The 26,896-nt window shown below is 46.9% G+C and carries 26 protein-coding genes; 19 read left to right on the forward strand and 7 right to left on the reverse strand.

Annotated features, from left to right (window positions below; all coding sequences use genetic code 11):
• Window positions 1-38: 38 nt before the first annotated feature.
• The 5 genes from DKW60_RS20105 (at window position 39) to DKW60_RS20120 (ending at window position 6,217) form a co-directional block, all read left to right on the forward strand.
• Window positions 39-2,027: a lamin tail domain-containing protein gene (locus DKW60_RS20105; protein ID WP_109839458.1), complete on the forward strand. Its 1,989-nt coding sequence runs from the start codon at window positions 39-41 to the stop codon at window positions 2,025-2,027.
• A 108-nt stretch (window positions 2,028-2,135) separates the two neighbouring features.
• A complete protein-coding gene (locus tag DKW60_RS20110) occupies window positions 2,136-3,953 on the forward strand; it encodes an AAA family ATPase (protein WP_219988855.1) in 1,818 nt (605 codons plus the stop codon).
• Entirely contained in the window at window positions 3,950-4,093 is a 144-nt protein-coding gene (locus tag DKW60_RS23815; RefSeq protein WP_181389813.1) for a hypothetical protein, read from the forward strand. The genes DKW60_RS20110 and DKW60_RS23815 overlap by 4 nt, the downstream gene beginning before the upstream one ends.
• Window positions 4,094-4,191: 98 nt before the next feature.
• Complete coding sequence (cobO, locus tag DKW60_RS20115) at window positions 4,192-4,797, forward strand: cob(I)yrinic acid a,c-diamide adenosyltransferase (protein WP_109839459.1); 606 nt, start codon at window positions 4,192-4,194, stop codon at window positions 4,795-4,797.
• A gap of 121 nt (window positions 4,798-4,918) precedes the next feature.
• On the forward strand, window positions 4,919-6,217 hold the full coding sequence (locus DKW60_RS20120) for a cobyrinic acid a,c-diamide synthase CobB (RefSeq protein WP_109839460.1): 1,299 nt from the start codon (window positions 4,919-4,921) through the stop codon (window positions 6,215-6,217).
• A 253-nt stretch (window positions 6,218-6,470) separates the two neighbouring features.
• Here DKW60_RS20120 and DKW60_RS20125 read toward each other — a convergent pair whose 3' ends face one another.
• Both DKW60_RS20125 and DKW60_RS20130 read right to left on the reverse strand, forming a co-directional pair.
• Window positions 6,471-7,508 carry a PDDEXK nuclease domain-containing protein gene (locus tag DKW60_RS20125; RefSeq protein ID WP_109839461.1) on the reverse strand — a complete coding sequence of 346 codons (1,038 nt, stop codon included), beginning with the start codon at window positions 7,506-7,508 and terminating at the stop codon, window positions 6,471-6,473.
• A gap of 30 nt (window positions 7,509-7,538) precedes the next feature.
• Complete coding sequence (locus tag DKW60_RS20130; protein ID WP_109839462.1) at window positions 7,539-8,468, reverse strand: M14 family metallopeptidase; 930 nt, start codon at window positions 8,466-8,468, stop codon at window positions 7,539-7,541.
• 155 nt (window positions 8,469-8,623) lie between these two features.
• On the opposite strand from DKW60_RS20130, the gene DKW60_RS20135 reads away from it, so the two are divergent.
• A complete protein-coding gene (locus tag DKW60_RS20135; protein WP_109839463.1) occupies window positions 8,624-9,364 on the forward strand; it encodes a helix-turn-helix domain-containing protein in 741 nt (246 codons plus the stop codon).
• 71 nt (window positions 9,365-9,435) lie between these two features.
• Window positions 9,436-9,816 carry a VOC family protein gene (locus DKW60_RS20140; protein ID WP_181389814.1) on the forward strand — a complete coding sequence of 127 codons (381 nt, stop codon included), beginning with the start codon at window positions 9,436-9,438 and terminating at the stop codon, window positions 9,814-9,816.
• 139 nt (window positions 9,817-9,955) lie between these two features.
• Here DKW60_RS20140 and DKW60_RS20145 read toward each other — a convergent pair whose 3' ends face one another.
• On the reverse strand, window positions 9,956-11,134 hold the full coding sequence (locus tag DKW60_RS20145) for an MFS transporter (protein WP_109839483.1): 1,179 nt from the start codon (window positions 11,132-11,134) through the stop codon (window positions 9,956-9,958).
• A 278-nt stretch (window positions 11,135-11,412) separates the two neighbouring features.
• On the opposite strand from DKW60_RS20145, the gene DKW60_RS20150 reads away from it, so the two are divergent.
• Window positions 11,413-13,395 (forward strand): beta-propeller domain-containing protein, encoded by a 1,983-nt coding sequence (locus DKW60_RS20150; RefSeq protein ID WP_109839464.1) that lies wholly within the window; start codon window positions 11,413-11,415, stop codon window positions 13,393-13,395.
• A 126-nt stretch (window positions 13,396-13,521) separates the two neighbouring features.
• Here DKW60_RS20150 and DKW60_RS20155 read toward each other — a convergent pair whose 3' ends face one another.
• Window positions 13,522-14,217, reverse strand: a complete 696-nt coding sequence (locus tag DKW60_RS20155; RefSeq protein ID WP_109839465.1) for a DsbA family protein — start codon at window positions 14,215-14,217, stop codon at window positions 13,522-13,524.
• An 84-nt stretch (window positions 14,218-14,301) separates the two neighbouring features.
• Window positions 14,302-15,138 carry a 2OG-Fe(II) oxygenase family protein gene (locus tag DKW60_RS20160; RefSeq protein ID WP_109839466.1) on the reverse strand — a complete coding sequence of 279 codons (837 nt, stop codon included), beginning with the start codon at window positions 15,136-15,138 and terminating at the stop codon, window positions 14,302-14,304.
• Window positions 15,139-15,219: 81 nt separating this feature from the next.
• Between DKW60_RS20160 and DKW60_RS20165 the strand changes: the two genes are divergently transcribed.
• From DKW60_RS20165 to DKW60_RS20195, 7 genes are all read left to right on the forward strand, one after another.
• Complete coding sequence (locus DKW60_RS20165; RefSeq protein ID WP_109839467.1) at window positions 15,220-16,137, forward strand: ribokinase; 918 nt, start codon at window positions 15,220-15,222, stop codon at window positions 16,135-16,137.
• Complete coding sequence (locus DKW60_RS20170; RefSeq protein ID WP_109839468.1) at window positions 16,130-17,074, forward strand: nucleoside hydrolase; 945 nt, start codon at window positions 16,130-16,132, stop codon at window positions 17,072-17,074. The genes DKW60_RS20165 and DKW60_RS20170 overlap by 8 nt, the downstream gene beginning before the upstream one ends.
• Window positions 17,075-17,393: 319 nt before the next feature.
• Window positions 17,394-17,843 carry a Fur family transcriptional regulator gene (locus tag DKW60_RS20175; protein WP_109839469.1) on the forward strand — a complete coding sequence of 150 codons (450 nt, stop codon included), beginning with the start codon at window positions 17,394-17,396 and terminating at the stop codon, window positions 17,841-17,843.
• Window positions 17,844-17,912: 69 nt separating this feature from the next.
• Window positions 17,913-18,545, forward strand: a complete 633-nt coding sequence (locus tag DKW60_RS20180; RefSeq protein ID WP_109839470.1) for a DUF2796 domain-containing protein — start codon at window positions 17,913-17,915, stop codon at window positions 18,543-18,545.
• A complete protein-coding gene (locus tag DKW60_RS20185) occupies window positions 18,542-19,219 on the forward strand; it encodes an ABC transporter ATP-binding protein (protein WP_109839471.1) in 678 nt (225 codons plus the stop codon). Before DKW60_RS20180 ends, DKW60_RS20185 begins: the two co-directional genes overlap by 4 nt.
• Window positions 19,216-20,475: an ABC transporter permease gene (locus DKW60_RS20190; RefSeq protein WP_109839472.1), complete on the forward strand. Its 1,260-nt coding sequence runs from the start codon at window positions 19,216-19,218 to the stop codon at window positions 20,473-20,475. The genes DKW60_RS20185 and DKW60_RS20190 overlap by 4 nt, the downstream gene beginning before the upstream one ends.
• Window positions 20,476-20,484: 9 nt before the next feature.
• Window positions 20,485-21,204: a DUF3299 domain-containing protein gene (locus DKW60_RS20195; protein ID WP_109839473.1), complete on the forward strand. Its 720-nt coding sequence runs from the start codon at window positions 20,485-20,487 to the stop codon at window positions 21,202-21,204.
• On the opposite strand, the gene DKW60_RS20200 is transcribed toward DKW60_RS20195, so the two are convergent.
• Window positions 21,205-21,507 carry a hypothetical protein gene (locus DKW60_RS20200; protein ID WP_109839474.1) on the reverse strand — a complete coding sequence of 101 codons (303 nt, stop codon included), beginning with the start codon at window positions 21,505-21,507 and terminating at the stop codon, window positions 21,205-21,207.
• A gap of 332 nt (window positions 21,508-21,839) precedes the next feature.
• On the opposite strand from DKW60_RS20200, the gene DKW60_RS20205 reads away from it, so the two are divergent.
• Window positions 21,840-23,753 carry a PhoX family protein gene (locus DKW60_RS20205; RefSeq protein ID WP_109839475.1) on the forward strand — a complete coding sequence of 638 codons (1,914 nt, stop codon included), beginning with the start codon at window positions 21,840-21,842 and terminating at the stop codon, window positions 23,751-23,753.
• Window positions 23,754-23,810: 57 nt separating this feature from the next.
• Here the strand turns inward: DKW60_RS20205 and DKW60_RS20210 are convergent, their stop codons facing one another.
• Window positions 23,811-24,764, reverse strand: a complete 954-nt coding sequence (locus DKW60_RS20210) for a glutathione S-transferase family protein (RefSeq protein ID WP_109839476.1) — start codon at window positions 24,762-24,764, stop codon at window positions 23,811-23,813.
• Between the two features lie 125 nt (window positions 24,765-24,889).
• On the opposite strand from DKW60_RS20210, the gene DKW60_RS20215 reads away from it, so the two are divergent.
• From DKW60_RS20215 to DKW60_RS20225, 3 genes are all read left to right on the forward strand, one after another.
• A complete protein-coding gene (locus tag DKW60_RS20215) occupies window positions 24,890-25,810 on the forward strand; it encodes a LysR family transcriptional regulator (RefSeq protein ID WP_109839477.1) in 921 nt (306 codons plus the stop codon).
• Between the two features lie 79 nt (window positions 25,811-25,889).
• Window positions 25,890-26,351 carry a Fur family transcriptional regulator gene (locus DKW60_RS20220; RefSeq protein ID WP_109839478.1) on the forward strand — a complete coding sequence of 154 codons (462 nt, stop codon included), beginning with the start codon at window positions 25,890-25,892 and terminating at the stop codon, window positions 26,349-26,351.
• Between the two features lie 35 nt (window positions 26,352-26,386).
• Window positions 26,387-26,896, forward strand: a 510-nt coding sequence (locus tag DKW60_RS20225; protein ID WP_146203532.1) for a CobW family GTP-binding protein, incomplete at its 3' end; no start/stop codon positions are given.

The following is a 26,896-nucleotide window of genomic DNA, read 5'->3' on the forward strand; positions in this document are numbered from 1 at the left end:
GAGGATAGAGTTGTGTACTAAAAATTAAAATAATCTCTATGATCACTCGCGTACTCCTATTTCTAAGCCTCTGCTTAGCCAGCCAATTGGCTTGGGCTACACCGATCACTTCTTATCTTGAGATGGTGAAAGTGCCTAGTGTGGGTTACGCGTGGAAAGCCGTTCCGCTTAGCAATAGTTACACTAACCCAGTAATTGTCTGTACCTACAACTTGCCCTCGATCGCAGCGAATGAGGCGGTTGTGAGAGTACAGCCGGTTGGGACAGGTTTTCAGATAAAAATCCAACAACCTAATGATAGTAATGCAGTGACAGCTGGTGATGTGTATTGCACTGTTTCTGAAGAAGGTTCTTACACTTATCCTATTAAGTACGAAGCACATACTGTTTCATCGAGCACCACTAATTATGGCTCTGACTGGAGTTTGGCATTGACTGAGAATGTGACCTCAGCACCTTACAAAGTACAGTCATACACGCAGCCGGTGGTGACAGGTCAAGTCATGAGTTATGAAAACCCGGGGTTCTCTGCATTCTGGTCTAGCGCCTGCACTTCTCGCAGCACACCTCCTAACAATGGCAGTATCTGTATCGGTAAGCACACAGGCCAGTCCGCGCCTGCACTACCAAATGCCGAAACACTAGGATACTTTATTGCTGAAGAAGCCGAATACATCATGGCCAATGCCTATGTGAATATTGAGCTTGGCGCTGACAGAATAGCCGGAGCAGCAAGTGCTGGCGCACCTTACCAATACACCTTGAACAGAAATTATAGCTATGTGACCGCTACACAAACTGCGATGGATGGCGTGAATGGCGGTTGGGCAGTGCTTCACGGGAGCAATCCGGTCTCAACTACGTTGAACTTGAGCATTGATGAAGAAACCATCACAGGTGACCGATCACGAACGCATACTAATGAGCAAGTCGCCTTCTGGGCAATGGAACCTATCAATAAAACCTATGCGGAGTTAGTCATTAATGAAGTGATGTATGTACAGACTGCTGACTTTCCTGAATTCATTGAGCTTTATGCTAAAACTGCTGGTTCCACCCTCAATTATATTTTAAGCAGTCAGGATGGCAGTTCACAAAACTACTATCTGCCAGACTTTACAGTAGCCGCTGGTGACTACGTCATTCTTTACTCAGCGACAGGTACCGATAACAGCGCAGGTAATGTTCATCACGCTTACACCCAAAGCTCCTCCCCACCCTTAGCTAACACAGGTGATGATGTGGTCTTGTTAAAACCATCAGCGACTGACACAACAATCCTAAATGGCTCAGGTGTGGTTAACTCAATTCCTGTCGATTATGTTTCCTTCGGTGCAGGCAGTACCGATCCTGTTCCGGTCAGCACACTAGGAGTTACGGTAAGTTGGGATAATTCAGACGTTTCCAGATTGGGAGGAACGCCCGCAGGCACTTCTATCAGTCTTACACCGAATGCAAACGATACCGATACCAGTGTTTGCTGGGAAAAAACTAACAGCAGTGATGCCAGCGCTTGCCCCGGCCATATCATTACTACCGACTCAGATAGCTCTGCCTATATAAACAGTTTGGGCGAAGACAACAATCTGATCCCGATCATTGCACTAAAGAAGTCAGTACACACCATTTACGATCCTTATAACGGGGCGAGTAATCCAAAAGCGATTCCGGGTAGCGTACTTGAATACACGATAACGGCAGAAAACAGCGGCTCTGCACCCGCAGACAACAACACAATTCGTATCTCTGACTTGATACCTGCCAAGACTAAGCTATGTGTGGAGAACTCAGGACATTGCCTGGCGCCTTACTTTGTCGATGGGACGGTGAGTAGTGGATTGGCCTTAGGCACTGTGGTGTATTCAGATAATGGTGGTTCTAGTTACGCCTATTCCGCGAGTGGTGATGGCGAAGGTGCGGATTCCTCAGTGACTCATTTAAGCGCGCCAACAACGGGACAGTTCAAAGCACTTACAGGTGGTCTACCTAGTTCGTTTAGCATCAAATTCCGCGTAGTTGTTGAGTAATTTGATTGGGGCTTAGACCTCAATAGGCTTAGCCTTTCGCTGAGGAATAGTTTTTGCAATTCCAAGGTAGATTCCCTACATTAGTCTGCTTTAAGTAGCAGACTCAATATGATGTCGGATTCTCCTGCATTTCCCTTTGTTGCCGTCACCGGACAAGCCCTGTTAAAACTGGCGCTCACACTGATTACGATCAACCCATCGATTGGTGGCGTATTGATTAGTGGCCCACGTGGTTCTGCTAAAACAACCTTAGCGCGCGGACTGGCACAACTACTCCCGCAACACGGCAAGCTAGTGACTCTACCTTTAGGCGCCAGTGAAGAAATGCTTATTGGTTCTCTGGACCTGCAGCAGGCACTTAAAGATCAGGAAGTTGTGTTTAACCCTGGCCTACTCGCCAAAGCACATAATGGTGTCCTGTATGTTGATGAAGTCAACTTGCTACCAGATGCGTTGGTTGACCAATTGCTCGATGTCGCAGCCAGCGGCAGCAATATCATTGAGCGCGACGGCATTAGTCATCAACACCCCGCAAACTTCCTATTAATCGGTACGATGAATCCGGATGAGGGAGAGCTTCGCCCTCAGTTACAAGACCGCTTCGGCTTGTCGGTCAATCTAAGCAATCATTACAGCATTGAAGAGCGAATTGAGATTGTAGAATTGCGCGAAGCATTTGATCGATCACCGCAGCAATTCATTCAGCAATATGCTGACCAACAACAAGCGCTGATTCAACAAATAACAGGCGCTCAAAGTATCGTTAACAAGATTGAGTGTCCGATTGAGATCAGACGCATCATTGCCGAGCGCTGTCATGCGGCAAATGTGGATGGTATGCGCGGGGATATTGTGTGGTACCGGGCGGCAGTAGCCCATGCTGCATGGCAAGGTCGGCTAACAGTAGACATCGCAGATATTGATGCAGTGGAAGCACTAGTCCTGGCACACCGTCGTCATGACGCACAAGATACTCCCGCACCAACGCCACCACCATTTTCTCGCCCGCCACCGCGACCTGATAATGCACAGAATAATCGTGGGTCTGATTCTCAGATCAAACCACCTCAAAACAATCCTGACAATGATACTGACACCAATGCTGATGGCGACCAAAATGAGAACGCTGAAACAGGCAATTCAGGCGATCAGGATTGGGGCGGCTTACCTCCTCAGCAACAGGCCTCTCAGCGAGCCATCAGGATTACCTTTGATCAACGCAAACATGCTGTAGCAGCTAATAGAGCCTCACCGCAAGCACGTGACACCGCACGACTATTGGCCGGCAAGCAAAAAGGTCAGCAAGCCGGAGGCTCCCGACAAGGTAAGCAAACTTCAAACAAAATTGATTGGTTTAATACCTTAGCCAGCAATGCGAAACGCACTTCAGACAACCGTGGAAGCTGGCAGTGGCGCTTTAAAAAAGCCCGCGAAGGAAAGGCCATGTTACATCTTATTCTGTTAGACACCTCGGCCTCAACGCTGGCAGCACAAGCCTTTGCTAAGTCTAAGGGTGTGGTGCTACAAATCGCGGAACAAGCTTATTTAATGCGAGAGCAATTGGCAGTAATGAGCTTTGGTCACGAACGAGTAAAATGGCTGCTGCCGCAAGTGCGTGCACCTAAACAACTGAACAACTTACTAGATCAAACACCTGCCGGTGGCGGTACGCCAATCAGGGATGTACTCACGCAAGCCCAGCATTTTTTGTTGGGCGTAAAACGAAAACACCCTGACATCAGCATTCACACGTATCTACTGACAGATGGCCGCACGCAGCAGTCTGTGGAAGGTTTGCAATTAGCAGGTAACTGTACGGTTGTTGATACCGAACAGTCAGCGGTAAAACGTGGCCGTGGCCGTGACATTGCCGCTGCTTTGGGTGCAGAATATTTTTCAATTAATACTATGGGAGTATCGCGATGAGTGATCAGGAAACCCCGATTTCACCAACCAGAAAAGCACTTAGTTGGTTGGGATACCTTGCCGCAATCGGTCTATTACTATTTATCGTCGGAACGATTCTTTACAGCATTTATGCGATTTTCACGACAGCAGATTATTAGTCCAGAAACACCTCATCAGGATTTAATGACCGTTGGTCATTCCTCATTGTCTAATAAAGTAATCAATTGATGGCAGGCACCAGCTCAAGGAACACACTATGTTAAGCCCGGAACAAAACGAACGTTACCAAGCACGCATGAAACGCAAGAAAGCAATTGTCGATGAGCGAATCGCAAAAGCGACCGAAGAGCGAGGCGTATTAATCCTGCTCAAAGGTAACGGCAAAGGTAAAAGCAGCTCAGCGCTTGGCACAATGGCTCGCAGTGTGGGGCATGGTCAAAAGTGTGGTGTAATCCAATTTATAAAAGGCCGTGATGCCACCGGTGAGTACCTGTTTTTTAAAGATCATCCGATGATTGACTGGCATGTGATGGGACATGGTTTTACGTGGGAAACGCAAGATCACAATGAAGACACACAAGCCGCCGAAAAGGCATGGGCGATTGCCGAGGACATGCTAAATAATCCGGAATATGGCTTAGTAGTATTTGATGAAATGAGCTATCCGTTGAAGTATAAAAACCTCATGGTGGAGCCAGTTGTAGAAGCGCTACAAGCTCGTCCGGAAATGCAGAATGTAATTATTACCGGGCGCACGATGCCGGAGGAATTGATGGAAATCGCAGATACCATTAGTGATGTCAAAGATGAGCGACATGCGTTTCGTCTAGGTGTGAAAGCTCAAAAAGGGATTGAGTTTTAGGGACTCTATTTAATCAATATAAATTTTGTCTGCCCACTATAGAATTAAGTGGTCGGACCAACAAACTTTGGTGGGACTAACTATTTCTGAGTCCTTCCCTATTCGTCACAGGCACTTAAAAATGACCGTATACTGTCCCGCTCTATTCTTATCAGCCCCTGCTTCCGGCCAAGGTAAAACCACCATCACCGCGGGTTTATCACGCTATTTTAAAAATCAGGGCAAAACAGTTCGTGTGTTTAAAACAGGTCCTGATTACTTGGATCCGCAGATTTTAGAGCAAGCCTCAGGACACCCTGTTGAGCCATTGGATCTTTGGATGGCTGGCGAAGCGGACTGCAAACACAAGCTTTATGAGGCTGCCAAAGTTGCTGATCTAATTCTTATCGAAGGTGCAATGGGAATGTTTGATGGTGAACCTTCCAGTGCTGATTTGGCGGCAACTTTTGGCATACCCATTGCCATCGTGATGGACGTAAAAGGCATGGCACAAACTGCGGCAGCACTCGCTAGCGGCTTGGCAAATTTCCGTGATGACTATGAAGTCGCTGGTTTAATTGCTAATAACTGCGGTTCTGAGCGTCATAAACAACTAATTCGAGATGCTTTGCCGGATAGCTTACCGCTCATTGCAGCGCTAGCACGTGAGCCAGAAGTGACACTACCGGAGCGGCATTTAGGCTTGGTGCAAGCAGCGGAAATTCGTGATGAATTGGAAGTTTGTATCGAACGGGGTGCGCGCTGGATTGAGGAGTCAGGACTCACCGAATTACCTGCCCCCGTTGCATTTGATGATGCCGCCATCGACGTTCCTAAACTCTCACTGGATGGCGTGCGGATCGGCATCGCACGAGACGAAGCATTTACCTTTATCTACGCGGCCAATGTGTTGGTATTGGAACAAATGGGCGCGGAGTGTTGCTATTTCTCACCGTTACATGATACAGGTTTACCCGAGGTTGATGCCTTGTGGTTTCCCGGTGGATACCCTGAGTTACACGCCCCAAAGCTTGCCGAAAATGCTTCGATGGCGCTGGCTATTCGCGAGTTTTTTGATGCAGAGAAGCCAATCCTCGCGGAGTGTGGTGGCTTTATGTATATGCTGGAAACACTCACCGACTTGCAGGGCAATACGTACCCTATGCTCAGTTTATTAGAGGGTCATGCCGCGATGCGTGGGCGCAGTGGCTGTCAGGGTATGCAAACGGCAGTGCTGCCGGAAGGTGATGTGAAGGCACATGCGCATCATCGTTCACGTAGTGAAGGGACGCCGGAGCCAATTGGGTATGGCAGACGTCAGCGGCATCCTGCGCCGGGTGAATCTATTTATCGTGATAAGGGGCTGACGGCTAGTTATTTGCATTTGTATTTTGCGTCTAATAGTGAGGCGATGGCTGAGGTGTTTTTGGGTGGTGGTTAGGTTTCTACCGCACCATCTAACCTGCTTTGGATTACGCTTTGCTCATAGTCCAAAACTAACAATAACTCATCAACCTATCATGAACCCAAGTGCAGTTATTATTAATTAGCCATTACATATCAACCACTTAGAAATTCAAAAAATATTCTAAACATAGCTTCTATCGACATGCGCATGAAGGTTTTCCATTTACCGAAGCCATGACCAAAAGACTCTGTTATGTCAAAAACTACGACAACTATTCAGATAGACACTAATCATGATAATCCAAACGCTGCTTAGCTTTAGCGATAGACTGATGCAGCCGTTCCTCTAGCAACTCAATGGATACAAGACGAGTCAAATACTCCGCAACATGAATATCGCTACCCTCCATTTCCAGTAACTCTATTTGTTCTTTCTTTTTACTGGTGCACAGAATGATTCCCAATGGAGGGTTTTCACCTGCTTCAGTTTCATATCTCTTAAGCCAATTTAGATACAGCTCCATCTGACTTTTATGGCTGTGTTTGAATTTCTCCATCTTCAGATCGATAGCAACAAGGCGCTTGAGCTTACGGTTATAGAACAGCAGATCAATATAGAAATCATCATTATCAATCTGAATTCGCTTTTGCCTCGCAACAAACGTAAACCCTGCACCCAACTCCAATAGAAACTGCTCAATATCCCGAAGAATGGCATCTTCTAAATCTTTCTCTAAATATCGGTCGTTAAGCTCTAGAAAGTCGAGCACATAAGGATCTTTAAGCAGTAGGTCTTGGTTGTATTGCCCGGAGTCACGCAATTGGGTCAGTTCCGCGACGATGGTTTCATCTGGTTTTTTCGAGATTGCTGTACGCTCAAAAAGCAATGCACCAATACGCTCATCGAGGGTTCGAGTTGACCAACGCTCCTGAATAGCCATGGTCGTGTAAAAATCTCGTTTGATGGGATCATCCACACCACATAGAAGAACAAAATGACTCCAGCTCAATTGCGCAGACAGTGTCTGCGCAATTTCGAAGTCAGGAAAGATTTCAGCAAACTTAACCATTTGCTCAAGATTTCTTTGGCTCCAACCTCTGCCAAATTGCACTTTAAGTACTTTGGACAAATTCACGATGACCCGCTTACCATAACCAGCCCGCTTGCCGCACAACAACTCTTGATTAATTCGCTGCCCTACCCGCCAGTAAAGTAACGTCAGCTCACTGTTGACCGAAACCGCAACTCGTTGTTTAGCTTGCTGAATGAGCGCCTTTACGTCAGTGACAAACTGGTTTTCAAGTGGCTGTAGCTCTTTACTCATAACTTGGGGCACACCATTATTAAGAACAAGTTACAGCGTAACACCCCTAATCAAGTAATCCAAACCACCACAAACCGCCGCCACCTGCGCCCTATTGCACTCATCTGCGGTGATATCCGGATTATCAGGATACACCTCAGTAGTTGTGGAGTACTGCGCATTTGTCAGGCCGCCGCAGAGACTCAGCTTAGTCATCGGGTAATTAATCACGCCCTCCTGAGTGATGGGACAGCCAATAATCTCACCCGCCTCATCAGCCTGCGTAATCGGTGTGACCTGACGCACCGCATCGATCACAGCTTTTTGAAAGTCAAATTGTGGATTCTCTGAATCACCCACCGTATAAAAACCATCCGGCGTCATATCATGATCTATCTCAATAGCATCACGTGCAGCCAGTGCCGGACGGAACTCGCTACTGTCGCTGTCAGTGGTTTCGTGTAAATCAAAGTGCACCCAAAAGCCATCGGGGTATTGCTTGAGATAGGCCATCAGCAACTCAGACTCCTCACAACCACTTCCCTCAAAAAAGGAACGATTAGGATCAAGCGCTTTAGGGTTCCAACGGTTGATCGTTTCATAACCCCAAGGACTGACGCAGGGAATAATGACCAGATTAAACCGCGCCTGATAGTCGGCAGCGGTAAGACGTGCAAACCGTAGCGCCCCTTGCACACCACTGGTTTCATACCCATGCACGCCACCCGTAATGAGTACGCTTGGTTTATCCTGCTGCCAATGTTTGGTTTTAAGCGCATGCAGGGGGTAAGTCTGCAGGTAATTCAACTCACCATAGGTCTCCAGCTCAAAAACATCCCCCATGGCCAGCGTCTGGATTTGTGGCAATACATCACTAAAAAAGTCGCGCTGTTTGCTTTGCGCTGCCAGCCATTGCTGCTTTTCATTATCGCCCCATTTGATGCCTTTAGTGCCGATGGGGTAACTAGTTTCGTGACTCATGATCAACCTCTTGGGGTCATTAATTAGGTTCATTGATTTTAGATTCGTCTATAGAAATGGCTTGCCATGATGAAAATGCTTGAAACACCCCTCATGTGTCAATATGGTACGCTCAATCTTGAGGGAACAGTGAATCTGATTATTATAAGGCGACTATGTACGACCCAATACACGATGGTATCGCAAAAGAAGTACAGTCTGTCAGCTATAAAGAGGCTAAACCACCGAGCGAGTTTGCTGATTTGGTTCATAGTTTTTGGGAGCTAAAGACTGAAAGCATTCTGACGGAGGATTTTTGTCTGCATGCCGTACCAGACGCCTGCGTCAATGTGTTACTGAATCAACAAGACACTGAAATTGCAGGTATTACTGCGCTGCGTACCACTTATGAAGTCCTAAACTTAGGGAAAGATTTTCACTACGTCGGCATTCAGTTTTTCCCTGGCGTGTGGCAAGGCAATCAGGATGAAACCGCCGATAGCTATGTGGGCACACCCTACCTCGGTGACTTGCCACTGGTCGCAACTAGCAACAAATTGCTTCCCTTAGACTTCGACGCCAAGCAGCCTGTATTTTCAGAATTAGTCGCCGAGCTCATCGAGCGTAAACTCGTCGCACTCAACACCGTCATCGCTAACATTCTGGCTAATCTGGACGCGATTAATAGCGTGGCAGATATGGCCGAGATCACGCAACTGTCATCGCGCCAACTGCAACGCAATCTAAAAAAGGAAACCGGATTTTCCCCGCACGACTTTCTGAAAGTATTGCGACTGCAACAATCCTTCAAGCAACACTACCTCGACGCCTATACCGACCAATCGCATTTCATTCATTCCTTCCGCAAAATCACCGGCTACACACCCGTGGAATACTTCCGAAAATTCGATGTCTGATTTATACAATACCTGCGGTTTAAAGCGGATTAATATCGTCAGCACTTAAACACAAAACAGGAAAAATGATCATGAAACAGAATGCAGTCGGATGGTTTGATATCTATGTAAACGACATGGACAGAGCAGCGAATTTTTACCAAACTGTTTTTGAGCAAACACTGGAAGATTTGGGTGACCCTACGGATAGCAGCGTGATTATGAAGGCGTTTCCAACGGACATGGCGAATTATGGAGCCGGTGGCGCACTGGTTAAAAGAGAAGGTTCGGGGCCGGTTACTGGTGGCACTATCGTCTATTTTGGCACCGAAGATTGTACTACTGAGGAGTCACGTGTGAGTGATGCTGGCGGCAAGGTGATTCAGCCTAAAATGTCGATTGGTGAGTTTGGCTGGGTGAGTATTTGTATGGATACGGAAGGGAATTTGTTTGGGCTGAGTTCGATGAAGTGAGTTGAGAGGCAAGACTGCTGCCGGTGGTCTTGCCTTTTTTAGCTGTAGAACTCGCGCCAAAGATGGCAAGTCGGAAGGCACTTTGTGTATTGATTAATTCAGCTTTCTCTTCAGGTGCCAGGCATCACTGTTGGCGGGTTTAGGCAGACTCACGCACAAACACCCAAGCGATGCCTGCCGCTATAGCAACAACAGCTGCCGAGATATAAAACGTCATTTCATTCCCAACGCTATCCCAACCGTAACCAGCTAACAGACCACCAATCGCACCACCCAAACCCGAACTAAGTCCTGCATACAAAGCTTGTCCCCTGCCTTGTAATTTTCGTGGGAAATATTGATGTACCAAGTGAATCGCAGAGGCATGAAATAACCCAAAAGTCGCAGCATGCAATATCTGTGAAATGATGAGTATTAACAGATAATCGACTGCGGCACCGAGCATAATCCAACGCATCGCTGCCAGCATCAATGACAATACAAATAATCGCGCGGCACCAAACGCCTGTATTAACCGATACATCACGATAAATATCAGGACTTCACCGGCTACGCCCAGGGCCCACATCCAACCGGTAAACACACGCGAGTAACCATGCGTATCAAGATAAATACTAAAGAACGCATAGTAAGCCCCATGACTAGAAATTTGCGCCATACAGGCCAGTAAAAACACCCAAACCGCTGGTTTGCGCAGTACATCCATTAAGCGACTGGTGTCCACTACCTTAGTGTCCGGAGTCTCATCGTTGGGTACAAAGAGAGAGGAAATTGTCATCAGCACAAACAATATTAACATCGCATCTAAGATGCGCTCGACGCCGCTGGCTTCAATCACAAACGGCAATAACACAACGACCAAGATAAAGCTTATAGAGCCCCACAAACGGATTTGGCTATAACGGTTGGCACGATCCCCCAAGTGATTAAGAGTCAGTGCTTCCATTTGCGGGAGTGCTGCGTTCCAGAACGAGCCATAGCCAATGATGATCAACATCATGCTCCAATAGCTGGTCTCCACATAGGTAAAAGCGAAGCAAACCGTTGTGAGTAAACAGGCCAAACGAATCATGCGGATACGGCTGTCGCTAAAATCGGTCGCCCAGTCCCACACCAATGGCGCGGCGACCTTCGTCAGCATATAAACTGCCATCAGTTCACCGATTTCTGCCGCTGAAAAGCCTTTCACATCGTGAAGGTAGACCGTCCAATAAGGAATAAATACACCGATAACGGCAAAATAGCAGAAATAAAACAGCGACAGTCTGGCATACCGAGAGCGATGTTGACTGGTAGCACGTGAGAGCGAATTTTTCATAGTGGCATCAGCATGGGTTGAAGCGCGCATATTACTTAATAAAGCGGCTGATTGTACCCTTATAAAATGCTGGTGAACTTTTCCCGTTGATAGATTTTTAGTAAAACCGTTTTAATTTCGACAGTTTGTCCGAATAGTTGAACGTAATTCCTTTTTATTTCAACTCAGCAAGTATTAATAGATTGATTCAATCACAACGAATACAGAGCTTATTAAGCCATAACCTACCAATTAAATTCATTAAAAGGGGAACTGAAAACCACTTTTAAAGGCACAGCATGGAAACAACAATAAAAATTATAGTGCTATTGCTCACAAGCCTGACTCTGTATTCATGTGGGGGTGGCTGTGACGATCAGCAACCCTTATCACAGAGCACAGGTTCTCTGACAATTGAACGTGCCAGTTCAAATGATGAATTAGAACGTTACTTGAAAGCGTCACTTGTCAATAATTATGCAACTGAAGTGCATAGACCAGTCTATATGCTGGCAAGTGCTGATTCTGCCGAGGCCTCAGTGAGTGGTACTGCGCAAACGTTTTCTACGACAAATACACAAGAAAGTGATGTTGACGAAGCAGACCGTCTTAAAACGAATGGCGATGTGATATTTACCAGTTCAATCAATGCGCCTGAGATCAACATTTTCAGTGCGCAACCCGGTGCACCTGCGCTGGCGACTTATCCTGTAGATACGCTCAATGATGCAAAGCTCAGCGGTTTATACCTTCGCAGCAATGCGAATCAACTGATCGCGCTATCTGGTGATAGCCCGCAAAATTTCCCGCTATGGGATAACTGGTTTACGCCCTCCCACTGGGCTGACCGAAAAACAGAAGTCTTTAGCCTTGATGTCGCCGTACCCACTGCGCCTGAACTGCAGCGTAAATTAACGTTGGATGGACAACTCATTAGCAGTCGACGCATAGGTTCTACACTCTATCTGGCTACGCGCCACACCCCCTCTATTGATGGTTTGACGGAATACCCGGAAGACGAACGAGCACTGCACACGAATCGTGATTTGATCAATGCAGAATCACTGGCAGAGATGATGCCTCACTATCAAATCAACGGTGGTAGCGAGCAGTCCTTGTTTTCGGTAGAGGACTGTTTTGTCGGTGATTATCAGCACCCCAAACAGCAGCAAAGCAGCATCATCGGTTTAATCGCGGTTGATTTAAACGATGCCACACTCACACCACGTGGCCAGTGCTATGTGGGTGATGCTGAGACGATTTATGCCTCTGCTAAAGCGATCTATCTGGCTACTACTCACGTTGCCTACGATGACAAAAGCAGCACCGAACTGCATAAGTTTTCATTGGATGGCGCAGTGCCCAATTATCGTGGGACTGGCAGTGTCAGCGGGCACTTGGGCTGGCAGCAAGACCTAAAGCCGTTTCGTATGAGTGAGCACAACGATGTGCTGCGTATTGTCACGTATACAGGGGATCAGTCAGACAGTGATCGTTCACCGACGACGCTCTACACACTCAGGGAAAATACAGCAACAGCCAGTCTGGACATTCTGGGTAGCCTGCCAAATGAGACTCACCCTGCTCCACTAGGTAAACCGGGTGAGCAAATCTATGCGACACGGTTTATCGCAGACAAAGCGTATTTGGTCACGTTCAGAACAACTGATCCGTTGTATATTGTGGACCTGACTGACCCCGCAAATCCATTTATGGCCAGTGAGTTAGAAATTAATGGTTATTCTGACTACTTACACCCGGTCGGCGAGAACTACTTGTTAGGTATTGGTAAAGATGCTGTGGCTGCGAACCAGACTGAAAACTCTAGTGATGTCATGGGCGACGGACGCGGCGCTTGGGTACAAGGTGTTAAACTCTCTTTGATCGATATCAGCGATGCATCAGCACCCTATGAAAAACAACAAATCATTCTGGGTAAGCGCGGCTCTGATACTGCCGCTTCACAGACACATCATGCCTTAACGTCGTTATTACGGGGCGATATATTGGAAATAGCCTTACCGTTAACGATTCATGATACGCCGTTTTTTGACGACATGCCCGACTCACCAAGTCAGTATTACCAATGGACCAAGGATACCCTGTATCGCTTATCCATCAACACCAACACTGGTGAGATACAAACATTAGCGGATATTGATTCAGAGCGTCGTCGTGACGACCCAATGTATTACTACTCGCAAGAATGGCAGCATGACCGCTCTGCAATCATTGATGATACTGTCTACTACCTACAAGGCGATAAAGTCATCAGCAACTGATGGCTCATTGCTTGGTGTAACTGATCGAGGTAGATCAATTCCTGAAGGCTTGTGTTGCTACATCTGGCAACGCTGCGGATGAAACAACACAGCCCATTAACTCTGTCGGGTACCTGATGTTATTCGTTATGAGCCACTCTTAGCTTCGCGAATTGCTGCCTTCAAAGCCTCCGCTTCACGCACACCTGTCATCAACTTACCGTTCAAATACATCGATGGTGTGGAAGCAGCCTGCGCTTTCTTAGCACTTTGCATATCCGCCGCCACCTTTTCTTTCACAGCAGAAGACTTCAGATCCGCTGCGAATTTTTCAGCATCCAAGCCTAGCTGTTTAACATAGCCATCAAACACCGGTTCAATCTCTTTAACACCTGTCCAGCGACTCTGATTATCAAACATCAGGTCATGCATCTCCCAGAATTTACCTTGTAAAGCTGCAGCCTCCGTGTAGTAAGCCGCAGTCAAAGCATGAGGGTGAATATTCGTCAGCGGGAAGTGGCGGTACACAAAGCGTATGCTCGACTTAATCGGTGCCCATACTTCTTTAATTGAACGATATTGTGTGGCACAGGCAGGACACTGAAAGTCGGAGTATTTCACAATCGTCAGTGGTGCATCCGGATTACCTTTCACGTGATCCGATGCAACAACCTCATCCACACTCGCGGCAGGCTGTACAACACCACGCAATACCGCGATTAAAATAGCGGCCAGAACAATGGCACCAATAGCCATATATACAATCTTCATCATGCCGGCTTTACGCTCTGCGGCGGCCTGCTTTTGTTCACGTATTTCGCGCTGCTGCTGTTTCTTACTCATTCATTTTTCCTATTAGTGTTATGGTTCAACGCCCCTCTATATCGCCTGACTCTATACCGTGAGTCAGGGCGAATCAAGTGAGCATTATTTAAGCCCAAGCTCCTGCAAACGCTCTGTCAAATAACTGCCGGCAGTATGCTTTTCTGACAAAACAACATCGGCACGAGGATGCAAAAACAGCGGAATCGACATACGGGCTTTTTTGCTATCAGCCCCCACAGGATTCACCACGCGGTGTGTGGTGGACGGGAAGTAATTACCGGAACACATCTCCAGCATATCCCCTACATTCACCGCAATATTACCGGGATCACAATCCACATCATGCCAATTCCCTTTAACATCTTGAACCTGAAGCCCCGGCTCGGTACTGGCGACCAAGCAAGTCAGTAGATTAATGTCTTCGTGTGCCGCGGCCCGAATAGCATTGGGTTGTTCGCTACCCTGCAGTGCCGGATAATTCAGAATCCGCATCAAGGTGCCCGGACTTTCATTAATCATATCGCTCAGGTTCATCGAGTAAGCGTTGCGTACCTGCTCCGGTGAGTTATCTTCTACCCAATTGAGCAGAATAGACGCCAGCGCGCGCAGCTGACCGTACAAACGATCCGTATCTGCCCGTAAATAATCCGGACACTTTCCCCAAGGGTAGTAGTGAAAGAATTCTTTCAGATCCTTTTGCGCATGATCCTTAGCATTCTCACTCAGATAAGGAAAAAATCCATCCTGATCATCCGGATCAAACAAGAAGTCACGCTTGTTAGGGTTAGCAAAAAATCGCGCCCAATCGGCATACACTTGCTCAACTAACGATGAGTCAATTGGGTGATTTTTTAAAATAGCGAAGCCGGTTCCCCGTAGCGATGCTGTAAACTGTTGGGCCGCGTCATCCGCGCGGCAGTCGACCGTTGTTACTTGCATAAATTCTGTGCCCCCGTAGGCGTTTAATGCGTAGTACCATGATAAGATATTTTTTTAACAAATGCGCCACAAGGAGGTCACATGAAAGTCTTTAACTTCGGCTCAATCAATATCGACCATATTTACCGCATCCCCCACTTTGTACGTCCTGGTGAAACCCTTGCCAGTGAGAGGTACCAAATGATGTTGGGTGGCAAAGGAGCAAATCAGTCAATTGCGCTGGCTCGTGCGGGTGTGATGGTGCAACACATCGGTAGAATCAGCTATCACGATGAATGGATTTGTCGCAAGCTGCAAAAAAACGGCGTTGGAGTTTACTGCCTTCAACACGTTGATGAACCTACAGGCCATGCCATTATTCAGGTCAGCGATGTCGGTGAAAATTCCATCTTATTATTTGGTGGCGCAAATCATGGCTTTTCAAAGCTCAGTCTAACGGAATATTTCGATAATGCTCAACCCGGCGATTGGTTATTGCTGCAAAACGAATGCAACCTCACTGAAGATGCGCTCCGGCTAGCCAAGGACCAGGAAATGACTGTCGCCTTCAACCCTGCCCCCATGACTAACGATGTTCTCAACTTACCGATGGAGTGCGTTGATTATTTAATCGTAAATGAAATCGAAGCAGAAGGTCTGGTGAATGACTCCGGACTAAACGCAGAGCAACCCAAAGCCTTACTGGAACAACTCCATCAACGCTACCCACACCTGAAAATTGTGTTAACGCTGGGTAAACAAGGCGTGCTTTATAAAGACACAGAACAAACACTGGCGATCCCCGCTGAGGTAGTCGATGTGGTTGATACAACCGCTGCAGGTGATACCTTTATTGGCTATTTCATTCAGCAATTAGTAGTGGGTGAGTCCATTAAAGAAGCATTGGAAATGGCGAATCGCGCTGCTGCCATTACGGTACAAACGCTGGGAGCTTCCGATAGCATCCCGCACATCACACAACTCATAAACGACGAACACTCTGAGGTTATTAATGCCTGAAAAAATAATAATCGATACCGATCCGGGTATTGATGATGCAATGGCCATCTTTTTTGCAATGGCTTCACCGGAACTGGAACTACTAGGCCTGACCACGACTTTCGGTAATGTCTCGGTTGATATGGCCACTCAAAATGCTTTACGCCTGGTAGAAATGAGTGGCAAAGATATTCCGGTAGCTCGTGGTGCATCATCGCCTTGGGTGCAGGCTTTATTGGATTATCCTGACTTTGTCCACGGTGCGGATGGCTTTGGTAATGTGAATTTGCCTGCGCCAAAAGGCGAGGCTATTGATCTTTCAGCCGCACAGTTTATTGTCAAAACTGTGCTGGAAAATCCTCACGACATTACCCTGATTGCGATCGGCCCGCTAATCAATTTGGCGTTGGCGTTGCATATTGAGCCAAAGATCGCTCAGTTGGTGAACAAGGTTGTGATTATGGGCGGCACCATCTTAGAAAGCGGCAATGTGTCACCGATTGCTGAGGCGAATATTTTCTGCGACCCACATGCGGCAGACAAAGTATTCAGTGCGGACTGGCATGTGCATATGATTGGATTGGATGTCACTCACAAAACGCTAATGATGGATGCTTTGCAGGAACGCGTCCGCGACAACAATCCAATGTGCGGGCAGTTTTTATATAATGCCGGACGCTTTTATGCGGACTTTTATAAAGCCCACCGGGGTGCTGAAGGCTGCTATGTACATGATGCATCGGCGATTGCCTATGCCATTGACCCCAGCTTATTCACCGTACTAAACGGGCCGGTTCGGGTAGCAACTGAAGGTGTGGCGAAAGGGCAAACCATTTTGAAACGCACGAATTACAAATATCGTGAGCGACATTGGGATAATATTACGGACAGTAGTGTGTGTATGGGGGTTAATGCTGAAGGCGTGTTAGCACTTTACGAAAAGGCCATGACTGCTTAGCTGCAAACCTACTGATTGCTATGACGCGGTGAGCAGCTACGAATAAGGATTCTGAAATGAAGAAGGGGGCCAGTCAGCCCCCTACTTTCCTTACACTCAAGTCCGGATCTTTATTTTATCCAGGCATCAACCGTTTCTTTATTTTCCTCAACCCATGCTTCAGCAACATCACGTGGGTCTTCCTTGTCTCGACCAATCTTCAGCTGCTACCCGCGCGGATTATCCAGCGGAATTCGGTGAAGAAATTGTAATTCGTCCGACACGCTCTGCATGTAAAGTGCAACTATGTTACAGTTTATCCAGACTTATCGATTAAATAATGACGATGACCCCTGAAGAAATTAACCGCACTGTCAGCCAATTACTCGACCAAGCCCCTGGTCGTAGCACGCGTGCTCGTGAGAGCGTACTCAATATACTACTGTCTGCACCTACCGCATTAAATCATCACAATATCGAAGAAGTCGCCAAGCAACGTGACTTGTCGATTGACCGTGTAACGCTTTATCGCACACTAGACTGGTTGGTTGAGCAAGGTGTGGCGCACCGCATCGCTAGTGTGAATCGTTCGTGGTATTTCAGTGCTGTTGCGCAACCTGATATGGAACCTCACGCGCACTTCCACTGTAAAAAGTGCCAGCAGATTTACTGTCTGGAAGATGTTCAGGCGGCCCCGATGCATAACCTCCCAAAAGAGTATCAACTTGAGGAAGCGGACCTTTGCCTGCAAGGTCAATGTGTTACTTGTAATCGCGATGCAAACGGCTGATATAGACAAACTTGCAACATTGTTGCATTAAATTATAATCGACTCACCTTCTAACAACATAAAATTATTATGAGATTATCTGCGAGCTTGATTAAGAAATCCCTGACAACGTCAATCGTGTCCTCTTTACTGCTATGTAACGCAGCGATGGCGGCCAGTCATTCTGAGCACACACAGCACGATGCACATGAGCACGGCGTAGCACGTTTAACAATTGCAACCACCGATGATGGCTTAGAGATTGGTTTAGAGTCACCAGCAGCAAACCTGTTTGGTTTTGAGCATCTCGCATCAACTGGCGAAGATCACCACACCATTCACAGCGCGGTTGAAACCCTGAAAAAGGGCAATGAGATCTTCTATGCGACGGCAGCAGCTGTATGCACACAGTCCTCTGTTGAAGTAGAGTCTGCTCAAGTTAAAGCACACGATCACGAAAAGCATGGTGATGAAGACCATGATCATGGCAAGCATGAAGAACATGCTGATCACGATGACCATGAATCAGGCAGTACCCATAACGATGTTGATGTGACCTGGAATTTCAAATGTGAAAAACCGAGCGAAATAAAGCGCGTTGATATCCGTTTATTCTCAACATTCCCGAAAGGTTTTGAAACCATCAGTGTTGACTGGATAAGTGCTGACAAAGCTGGCAACGTTGACTTATCAGCTGACGGTATGGTCTTGCTATCGCAATGAACATTGTCGAACTCGACCAACTTCGCTATCGCTGGCAAGGCCAGAGCAAAGATATCCTGCACATCCCTGAGCTGAACATCGCTCAGGGAGAGCACGTATTTTTGCGTGGCGAAAGTGGAAGTGGTAAGACGACACTGTTAAATCTACTGGCGGGTATTTTGACACCCAGTGACGGACATATCCGCCTGTTAGAGCACGACTTTCATCATGCGTCATCGATGAAACGGGATCGGTTTCGCGCTGATCACATGGGTGTGATCTTCCAACAGTTTAATCTCCTACCCTATTTATCAGCCACCGAAAACGTCACCCTGCCCTGTCATTTTTCGGCACGTAGGCGTGATAAAAGTGGTGATACTGAACAATCTGCAATCCAGTTATTAGATCATCTGCAACTTGATGAAAGCTTGAGAAATAGCATGGTGACGTCTCTGAGTGTGGGTCAACAACAACGCGTGGCGGTAGCGCGAGCGCTGATTGGCCAACCCGAGATAATCATCGCAGACGAGCCAACTTCAGCCTTGGATACCGGCACTCGTGACCGCTTTATCGAGTTATTATTCAGTAAAGCCGAAGCTCAAAAAAGCACTATTATCTTTGTCAGCCATGATCCACATATCGCCGAACACTTTCCACGTGTCATTGAGCTAAGCGAGATTAACAAAGCCTTATGATTCTTCTCAAACTGACTTGGCGCAGCCTGTGGAACCGACGCATCAGCGTTATCCTCACTTTAATTTCTATTGCCATTAGCGTGAGCTTGCTACTGGGCGTGGAGTATATTCGTAAAGAGGCGAAGAGTAGTTTTCTGAGCACTATCTCAGGAACGGATCTGGTGGTTGGCGCCCGCAGTGGCCCGGTTCAATTACTACTCTACAGTGTCTTCCGCATTGGTAACGCCACCAATAATATAGGCTGGGATACCTACCAAACGATTGCGGATAACAAGCGCGTGGACTGGACAATTACACTATCACTAGGTGATTCCCACCTCGGCTATCGGGTACTAGGGACGAATCAGGATTACTTCAAACATTATCGCTATGCCGACAAACGGCTATTGGCCTTTGAACACGGCAAACCTTTTGGCAGTGTGTACGAGGCGGTATTGGGGTCTGAAGTAGCCAAAACACTAGGCTACACGCTGGATCGTAAAATCACCCTCTCCCACGGCGCAGGCGCAACCAGTTTTTCCGAGCACAAGAACAAACCATTTACAGTGGTAGGCATTTTAAAGCCCACCGGCACTCCCATAGACCGCACTGTGCACGTAACGCTAGAGGGCATCGAAGCCATTCATATCGATTGGCAAGCAGGTGCGCCTGTAGCAGGTTTTGAAATCTCAGCCGAAAAAGCCGCTAAGATGAACTTGCAACCCGAAGTCATCACTGCCTTCTTAGTAGGACTAAAAAGTCGCTCAGCCACCTTCCGCTTACAGCGAGAAATCAACGACTACCGACAAGAACCTTTATTAGCGGTAGTACCGGGCGTCGCATTATCCGAGCTTTGGCAATCCATTGGGCAGTTCGAAGTCGTATTACGAATCATTACGATTTTTGTATTAGTTGCTGGTTTATTAGGTATGCTGACAACATTACTGTCGACGCTCAATGAGCGCCGCAGAGAAATGGCAATATTACGTGCCGTCGGGGCATATCCCTGGCAAATATTTTTGCTGTTTTTGTTGGAAGCGTTTCTAATTGCAGTGTTAGGGTGCTTACTTGGTTGTCTGATGGTATTTATCGGCGTTTTACTCGCACAACCTTGGGTAACCGCCGAATATGGTCTGCACCTGAGAACATGGCTACCTGGCTGGGATGATGCAAAGCTCATCGTTTTAATCACCATTGCTGCGGTAATCTTTAGTACATTACCGGCATTAATTGCTTATCGCCGCACCTTACAAGACGGCTTAACCGTTAAAATTTAGGTCACACACATGACACATCGATACATCGCCACCCTGCTACTCCCCTGCTTTTTATTAGCAGCCTGTGGTGGCTCGGATGACACACAAAGCAGCGACACTGCTGCAAAGCAAACGGCTAGCGATAGCAGTGGCAGCGCTCCTGTAAAAATACCGGAAGTTAACGCTGAGCAAGCCGCCGCACCAGCACTTGGAACGGCGGTCAGTGAAATCGTCGGCTCAAAGATGGATGCTGCCGGTAAAGCGAACCCCGAAGATGGCTTTACGGATATGGACTGGAACGACTTGCTTCCTGAAGGCTTTAAACCTGAGCAAATCATGGCTAAGTACCAAGCAGAGATTCAGGCAACTGAAGAAGGTTCGCCGGAAGAGCGCGTGCTTTATAAAAAGGTGATGGGTGAATTTAACAGCGCAGGCGCAAACCAATCACTCGACGGTAAAAAAGTGCGGATTCCCGGCTTTGTTGCACCGCTGGATACCAATGGCGATTTAGTCGGTGACTTCCTACTCGTGCCTTACTACGGCAGCTGTATTCACTCGCCACCACCACCGGCACATCAAACGGTGATGGTAGAACCTGCTGAGGGCAAAAGTGTATCGCTTAATGATATCTACCGACCAGTTTGGGTGGTTGGCGAAATTGAAGTAGACGAGATTGATACCGACCTTGCCAAAGCGGGATATCAAATTAAAAATGCCAAGGTTGTGCCATATACGCAGCCTGCACACTAACTAATAATCACCAAGTCTGTTTCTGTTACCCCCTCTGAGCGATGATGTCATTGCTGCACCATAAATCTCAGTAATCTCTTTGCTGATATCTTCACAACACCTGAGTAGTAACAGTGATTTTACCAACTCCATCTGGGTTTCAACTCTGGGGTCACTAAAATCGCTTAAACAAATATCTCCGTACTCTAAGGCTCTGGAAAGCTCATTACCCTCAAAGCTTGCGACTATCTGCTGATTGTTTTTGTTTTTTACCTGAACAAAAGGCTGCGGCCGATCCAGCCATGCATCAATATAAAAGGTCATTACCAACTCCTTAACTTGATTGGAAATAAACCTGGCTTGCATCAGCGATATGAGTGAAAGAGAGAGATGCTGGCTCGGTTGAGGACATTTCAGCGTTACATGCACGATTATTTTCATCATAGGCATGCACTTATCACTACACGGGAGCACTGGCAGAGCAAACCGCTGAAATGTGGAATGATTATAGTCATGGAACCACCTGAAATGCAAACGATTCTCATTAACTTTTATTTACAAAGAAAAATTACATCGCCTACTTCACTTTTTCACGACTGTAACAAAGCCGTAACAATGCACTGATACCCTCGTGTAATCTATGAAGGAGATAAGACATGAGTGACTTTAACGAATTTGATGACGTGAATTTTCCACGTGAAGAAAAATCTGAATTTAACAATATTGTTGATCGTGCGATTACACGCCGCGGCTTCCTTGGCTTAAGTGCTGCATTTGGTGTTTCTGCATTCGTTGCAAGCACTGGTATCCCACAGACTGCTCAGGCAAAAGCGATGAGCAAAGTCATGGGCTTTGACAATATCCCAATGTCTGGCGCTGACACCATCACACTACCAAAGGGCTACAGCTGGAAAACGCTGATCTCCTGGGGTGAGCCACTATTCTCAAAGGGCGTACCTTTTGACCACAAAACTCGCGGCACGGGTGAAAGTCAGGAGCTAGCGTTTGGCGATAATAATGACGGCATGTCATTCTTCCAAATGTCTGATGATCACGGTGTATTCGTTGTCAATAACGAGTATGTAAACCGCGACATTATTTCTCCAAATGGTATCGAAACAGCGGATGATGTGCGCAAAGGTAAAGCTGGTCACGGTGTGAGTGTATTTGAAGTAAAACTTGTAGATGGCAAGTGGACGCTTCAGGTTGACGCTAAACTAAACCGTCGTATCACTGCTGACTCTCCAATGGAAATTACTGGCCCGGCAGCGGGTGATGATCTACTAAAAACGGCCGCAGATGCAAGCGGAACTAAATCACTCGGCACGTGGAATAACTGCGGTAACGGTCGCACACCTTGGGGCACGTACCTTGCCTGTGAAGAAAACTTCAACGGTTACTTCGCTTCGACTGACGAGAACTTCGACGGCGGCGCTCAGAAGAAGCGCTACGGAGTTGGTAACAAGGACTGGGGTTACAACTGGTTCAAGTTTGATGAGCGTTTTGACATCAGCAAGCACCCTAATGAGCCTAACCGTGCAGGTTACATCGTAGAAATCGATCCAATGGATCCAACTTCTACCCCTAAGAAGCGCACTGCTCTGGGTCGTTTCAAGCACGAGAATGCTGAAGTTGTAGTTGCTAAAGATGGCCGCGTTGTGGTTTATCTGGGTGACGATGAGCGTGGTGAGTTCTTGTACCGTTACGTGTCAGATGGCAAGTTTGTTGAAGGCGACAACGCTAACAACGACAAGCTACTAAACGAAGGTACGTTATACGTTGCTAAGTTTGGCGAAGCGAACGATGAGCTTGCAGGTAAAGGTGAGTGGATCGAGCTGACTCATGGCAAAAACGGTCTGACTGAAGAAGCTGGTTTCAAGTCACAGGCAGAAGTGCTGATCTTTGCTCGTATGGCTGGTAGCGTCGTTGGTGCAACAACAATGGATCGTCCTGAGTGGGTTGCTGCTAACCCAACAAAGGTTGAAGCTTATTGCGCTCTAACCAATAACAAAAACCGTGGCAAGAAGCCAAACGCTGGCGGTGATGAAACACCAGTTGGAGGACCAAACCCTCGCGCGGGTAACCTATATGGCCAAATCGTTCGTTGGACGCCAGCGGATGAAGATCACGCTGCAGCGACGTTTGATTGGGACTTGTATGTATTAGCAGGTAACCCAGCGGTACATCAGGACATTCGTAAGGGTTCTGCAAACGTAACGCCAGATAACATGTTTAACTCACCTGACGGTATTATCTTTGATAAAGCGGGTCGCCTTTGGATTCAAACTGACGGTAACTACAGCAGCAAGGAAAATTTTGCTGGTCAGGGTAATAACCAGATGTTGTGTGGTGACCCTGAAACCGGTGAAATTCGCCGCTTTATGGTCGGCCCGGTTGCTTGTGAAGTAACAGGTGCAGCATGGTCTGAAGATGGTAAGACAATGTTTGTTGGTATTCAGCATCCGGGTGAAAAAGGCAAGCCTTCACACTTTCCGGAAGGCGGTGACTCTGTCCCACGTTCTTCAGTGATTGCAATCACTAAGGATGATGGCGGTGTGATTGGGGCTTGATTAGCAGATCACTGTTGTAGATTTAGAGGGGCTACTTTTGTAGCCCCTTTTTGTTGTCTAAAAAAATTTATCGCGACCATGTGGAGTCATAAAGTCGATCACAGGCCCATTGGGCACAATGCCTGTTGGGTTGATCGACGCATGACTCCCAAAATAATGTGTTTTGATGTGGTCCATATTGACCGTCTCAGCCACACGTGGAATTTGATACAGCTCCCGCGTATATGCCCATAAATTCGGATAATCAACCAAGCGTCTTTTGTTGGTTTTAAAGTGGTTGTAGTAGACCGCATCAAAACGCACCAGCGTCACAAACAATCTCCAGTCCGCTTCAGTGATTTGATTGCCTAACAAGTAACGGTTGCTTGATAGTCGCGACTCGACATCGTCCATAGTCTCAAACAAACGCTCATACGCCTGGTTGTAAGCATCCTGCGTGGTAGCAAAACCACATCGATAGACGCCATTATTTAGGTTTTCGTATATCGGTTCGTTGACTGCATCGATTTCGTCACGCAAGGCTTCAGGGTAAAGATCCAGTGCTTTATCAGAGGAAAATTCATTAAACGCTGAGTTGAACATGCGGATAATTTCAGACGATTCATTGTTGACGATAGTCTGCTGTTTCTTGTCCCACAGCAAAGGCACCGTCACTAATCCATCGAAGTCAGGATCAACTTTCTGGTAGTTCTCAGCAAGGTAGTGCGCGCCATTCACATGATCCACTGTTGAGCCGAGATAGTCACCAAACAACCAACTCTCTTTCGGCATAATAGGATGAACCACCGACACCGTAATCACATCTTCCAAGCCCTTAAGTGCACGCACAATTAGCGCCCGATGCGCCCATGGGCAAGCGTATGACACATACAAATGGTAGCGATCTTTTTCCGCTGCAAAGCCACCCTGACCACTCGGTCCGGGGCTGCCATCAGGAGTTATCCAATTGCGAAAACCGGAGTCCTCACGCACAAAATCACCCTTTTTCACTTTCCATGTTCCTCTTGCCATCACTGACTCCTAAACTAAATATGATTTAATTGACTATGTTGAAGATTATGCGTGTTGCGACGAATTGGATAAAGTAAGCTAAAATGAATTGATTATTCTGATTTTCGCAACAATAAGGTGGCAGCATGGATCGTTTTGAGAATATGAGAATATTCATTCGCGTGGTGGAGTCCGGCAATATCAGCAAAGCGGCGGATCGTTTAGGCGTGGCAAAATCTGCAGTCAGTCGTCGCTTAAAAGAACTCGAAGCACACCTTGGTGTTGAGCTATTTCATCGGACCACCCGTCGCATGAATCTCACAGATACCGGACAAGCTTTCTACCAACAATCAGTCCGCATATTGGAAGATTTATTAGAGGCAGAACTAGCTGTTTCAGAAGCACATGGCGTATTAGCTGGCCGTCTTAAAGTGGCACTTCCCTCAAACTTTGGAACCCTGCACATTGGCCCGGCCATCAATGATTTTCTCAAGCTGCATCCCAATATCGAGTTCGACTTAGATTTCAATGACCGTCAGGTAGACATCATGCAAGAGGGATTTGATCTGGCTATCCGCATTGCTAAATTACCAGACTCAAGCTTTATCGCCCGACGCCTAACCTCGATTTCACATGTTTTATGCGCCAGTCCTGATTACCTGAAACAACATGGCACACCGCAAACGATTGAAGACTTACCCGACCACCAATGCCTTGCCTATAACCTAGTCGATGACTTCAAAGTCTGGACCTTGACCAATGCAAATGGCAAGCCTCAACAAATCACCGTACAACCAACACTCGTCGCCAGCTCTGGGGAGTTTTTGAGGGATGCAGCAGTCAGCGGCCAAGGCATTACCTACTTGCCCACATTTATTGTACACCAACACATTGAACGTGGTGAGTTGCTACCTTTGTTTAGTCCATGCACTAGTTTGAATATTGATGCTTATGCCATTTACCCTCAGACCCGTCATTTATCTCAACGGGTGCGAGTGTTTGTGGACTTTTTAGTGCAGCGGTTTGATGGTACGCCGTATTGGGATACTTGTATATTGAGTGATTAGAAGGATATTCATTGCAGGTAGATATTGATATCTAACACACAATGATACAATATATCATATCAACTTAATTGGTATGACTATGAAGAGCATTATCGAAAATATCAAACAGGCCGAACACAACTGCAAAGCGCACGGTGTCCGCCTAACCAGCAAACGTAAACAAGTCTTGTCTGGTTTATTGCAAGCAGACAAAGCACTGTCCGCTTACGAGCTCGTCGACCAATGTAAGGATGAATCTGGCAAAACGATGCCCGCCATGTCGGTCTACCGGATTCTGGATTTTTTGGAAGAAGAGCACCTCGTTCATAAATTAGATTCAAACAATAAATATGTTGCCTGCTCACATATCACTTGCTCTCACGGTCATGAAGTCACCCAGTTTTTAATCTGCGAAAAGTGCCAACGGGTTGATGAAATCAATATTGAACAATCAACGATCGAACAACTTCAAAGCAATGTAGAAAGCGCAGGCTTTCATCTAATCAGTCCTCAATTAGAAATGAAATGCATCTGTGAAAATTGCAATCATGACCATGAATAAACTAACTTTTAACAAACCTCGAAATACTAATTGATATGCCGACCCACACACCTGCTGCAGTAGGTAAAACTGAAGAAACCCGCATACCGGTTACTGTTCTCACTGGTTTTTTAGGTAGTGGTAAAACCACCTTACTCAACAATCTGCTCCTGCCATCCTTCTGGGAAGGACGATCACAAACTCAGCCTCTCACCGCCGTGGTGATGAACGAGTTTGGCAGCGTCGGCATTGACCATCAACTCCTTGAAAAGATTGACGTACCCATTGCCTTACTCAATGGTGGTTGTGTCTGTTGTGAGATTCAGGGAACACTGCTACCTACCTTGAAGAATCTCTGGATGGGAAGAAACAATGGTGACATACCACGCTACGAACGCATCATCATTGAAACCACAGGCGTGGCTGATCCAACATCCATTATGGAAACCTTACTGAGATCTAGCTGGGTTGCTAAACGCATGTACTTGGATGGTGTCGTAACTACGGTTGATGCGGTATTTGCCAATCAACAACTGGATGAAAACTTTGAACCTAAAATACTCAGT

It is taken from the genome of Leucothrix pacifica (assembly GCF_003172875.1).
Classification (GTDB): domain Bacteria; phylum Pseudomonadota; class Gammaproteobacteria; order Thiotrichales; family Thiotrichaceae; genus Leucothrix; species Leucothrix pacifica.

What these genes read in the sequence shown, in the direction of transcription:
- DKW60_RS20125 (WP_109839461.1), bottom strand. Translation starts at nt 7,508, where the DNA reads ATGAGTAAAGAGCTACAGCCACTTGAAAACCAGTTTGTCACTGACGTA.
- DKW60_RS20220 (WP_109839478.1), top strand. Translation starts at nt 25,890, where the DNA reads ATGAAGAGCATTATCGAAAATATCAAACAGGCCGAACACAACTGCAAA.
- DKW60_RS23815 (WP_181389813.1), top strand. Translation starts at nt 3,950, where the DNA reads ATGAGTGATCAGGAAACCCCGATTTCACCAACCAGAAAAGCACTTAGT.
- DKW60_RS20195 (WP_109839473.1), top strand. Translation starts at nt 20,485, where the DNA reads ATGACACATCGATACATCGCCACCCTGCTACTCCCCTGCTTTTTATTA.
- DKW60_RS20170 (WP_109839468.1), top strand. Translation starts at nt 16,130, where the DNA reads ATGCCTGAAAAAATAATAATCGATACCGATCCGGGTATTGATGATGCA.
- DKW60_RS20160 (WP_109839466.1), bottom strand. Translation starts at nt 15,138, where the DNA reads ATGCAAGTAACAACGGTCGACTGCCGCGCGGATGACGCGGCCCAACAG.
- DKW60_RS20180 (WP_109839470.1), top strand. Translation starts at nt 17,913, where the DNA reads ATGAGATTATCTGCGAGCTTGATTAAGAAATCCCTGACAACGTCAATC.
- DKW60_RS20135 (WP_109839463.1), top strand. Translation starts at nt 8,624, where the DNA reads ATGTACGACCCAATACACGATGGTATCGCAAAAGAAGTACAGTCTGTC.
- DKW60_RS20145 (WP_109839483.1), bottom strand. Translation starts at nt 11,134, where the DNA reads ATGAAAAATTCGCTCTCACGTGCTACCAGTCAACATCGCTCTCGGTAT.
- DKW60_RS20215 (WP_109839477.1), top strand. Translation starts at nt 24,890, where the DNA reads ATGGATCGTTTTGAGAATATGAGAATATTCATTCGCGTGGTGGAGTCC.
- DKW60_RS20185 (WP_109839471.1), top strand. Translation starts at nt 18,542, where the DNA reads ATGAACATTGTCGAACTCGACCAACTTCGCTATCGCTGGCAAGGCCAG.
- DKW60_RS20175 (WP_109839469.1), top strand. Translation starts at nt 17,394, where the DNA reads ATGACGATGACCCCTGAAGAAATTAACCGCACTGTCAGCCAATTACTC.
- DKW60_RS20210 (WP_109839476.1), bottom strand. Translation starts at nt 24,764, where the DNA reads ATGGCAAGAGGAACATGGAAAGTGAAAAAGGGTGATTTTGTGCGTGAG.
- cobO (WP_109839459.1), top strand. Translation starts at nt 4,192, where the DNA reads ATGTTAAGCCCGGAACAAAACGAACGTTACCAAGCACGCATGAAACGC.
- DKW60_RS20190 (WP_109839472.1), top strand. Translation starts at nt 19,216, where the DNA reads ATGATTCTTCTCAAACTGACTTGGCGCAGCCTGTGGAACCGACGCATC.
- DKW60_RS20155 (WP_109839465.1), bottom strand. Translation starts at nt 14,217, where the DNA reads ATGAGTAAGAAACAGCAGCAGCGCGAAATACGTGAACAAAAGCAGGCC.
- DKW60_RS20150 (WP_109839464.1), top strand. Translation starts at nt 11,413, where the DNA reads ATGGAAACAACAATAAAAATTATAGTGCTATTGCTCACAAGCCTGACT.
- DKW60_RS20205 (WP_109839475.1), top strand. Translation starts at nt 21,840, where the DNA reads ATGAGTGACTTTAACGAATTTGATGACGTGAATTTTCCACGTGAAGAA.
- DKW60_RS20200 (WP_109839474.1), bottom strand. Translation starts at nt 21,507, where the DNA reads ATGACCTTTTATATTGATGCATGGCTGGATCGGCCGCAGCCTTTTGTT.
- DKW60_RS20105 (WP_109839458.1), top strand. Translation starts at nt 39, where the DNA reads ATGATCACTCGCGTACTCCTATTTCTAAGCCTCTGCTTAGCCAGCCAA.
- DKW60_RS20130 (WP_109839462.1), bottom strand. Translation starts at nt 8,468, where the DNA reads ATGAGTCACGAAACTAGTTACCCCATCGGCACTAAAGGCATCAAATGG.
- DKW60_RS20165 (WP_109839467.1), top strand. Translation starts at nt 15,220, where the DNA reads ATGAAAGTCTTTAACTTCGGCTCAATCAATATCGACCATATTTACCGC.
- DKW60_RS20140 (WP_181389814.1), top strand. Translation starts at nt 9,436, where the DNA reads ATGAAACAGAATGCAGTCGGATGGTTTGATATCTATGTAAACGACATG.
- DKW60_RS20110 (WP_219988855.1), top strand. Translation starts at nt 2,136, where the DNA reads ATGATGTCGGATTCTCCTGCATTTCCCTTTGTTGCCGTCACCGGACAA.
- DKW60_RS20120 (WP_109839460.1), top strand. Translation starts at nt 4,919, where the DNA reads ATGACCGTATACTGTCCCGCTCTATTCTTATCAGCCCCTGCTTCCGGC.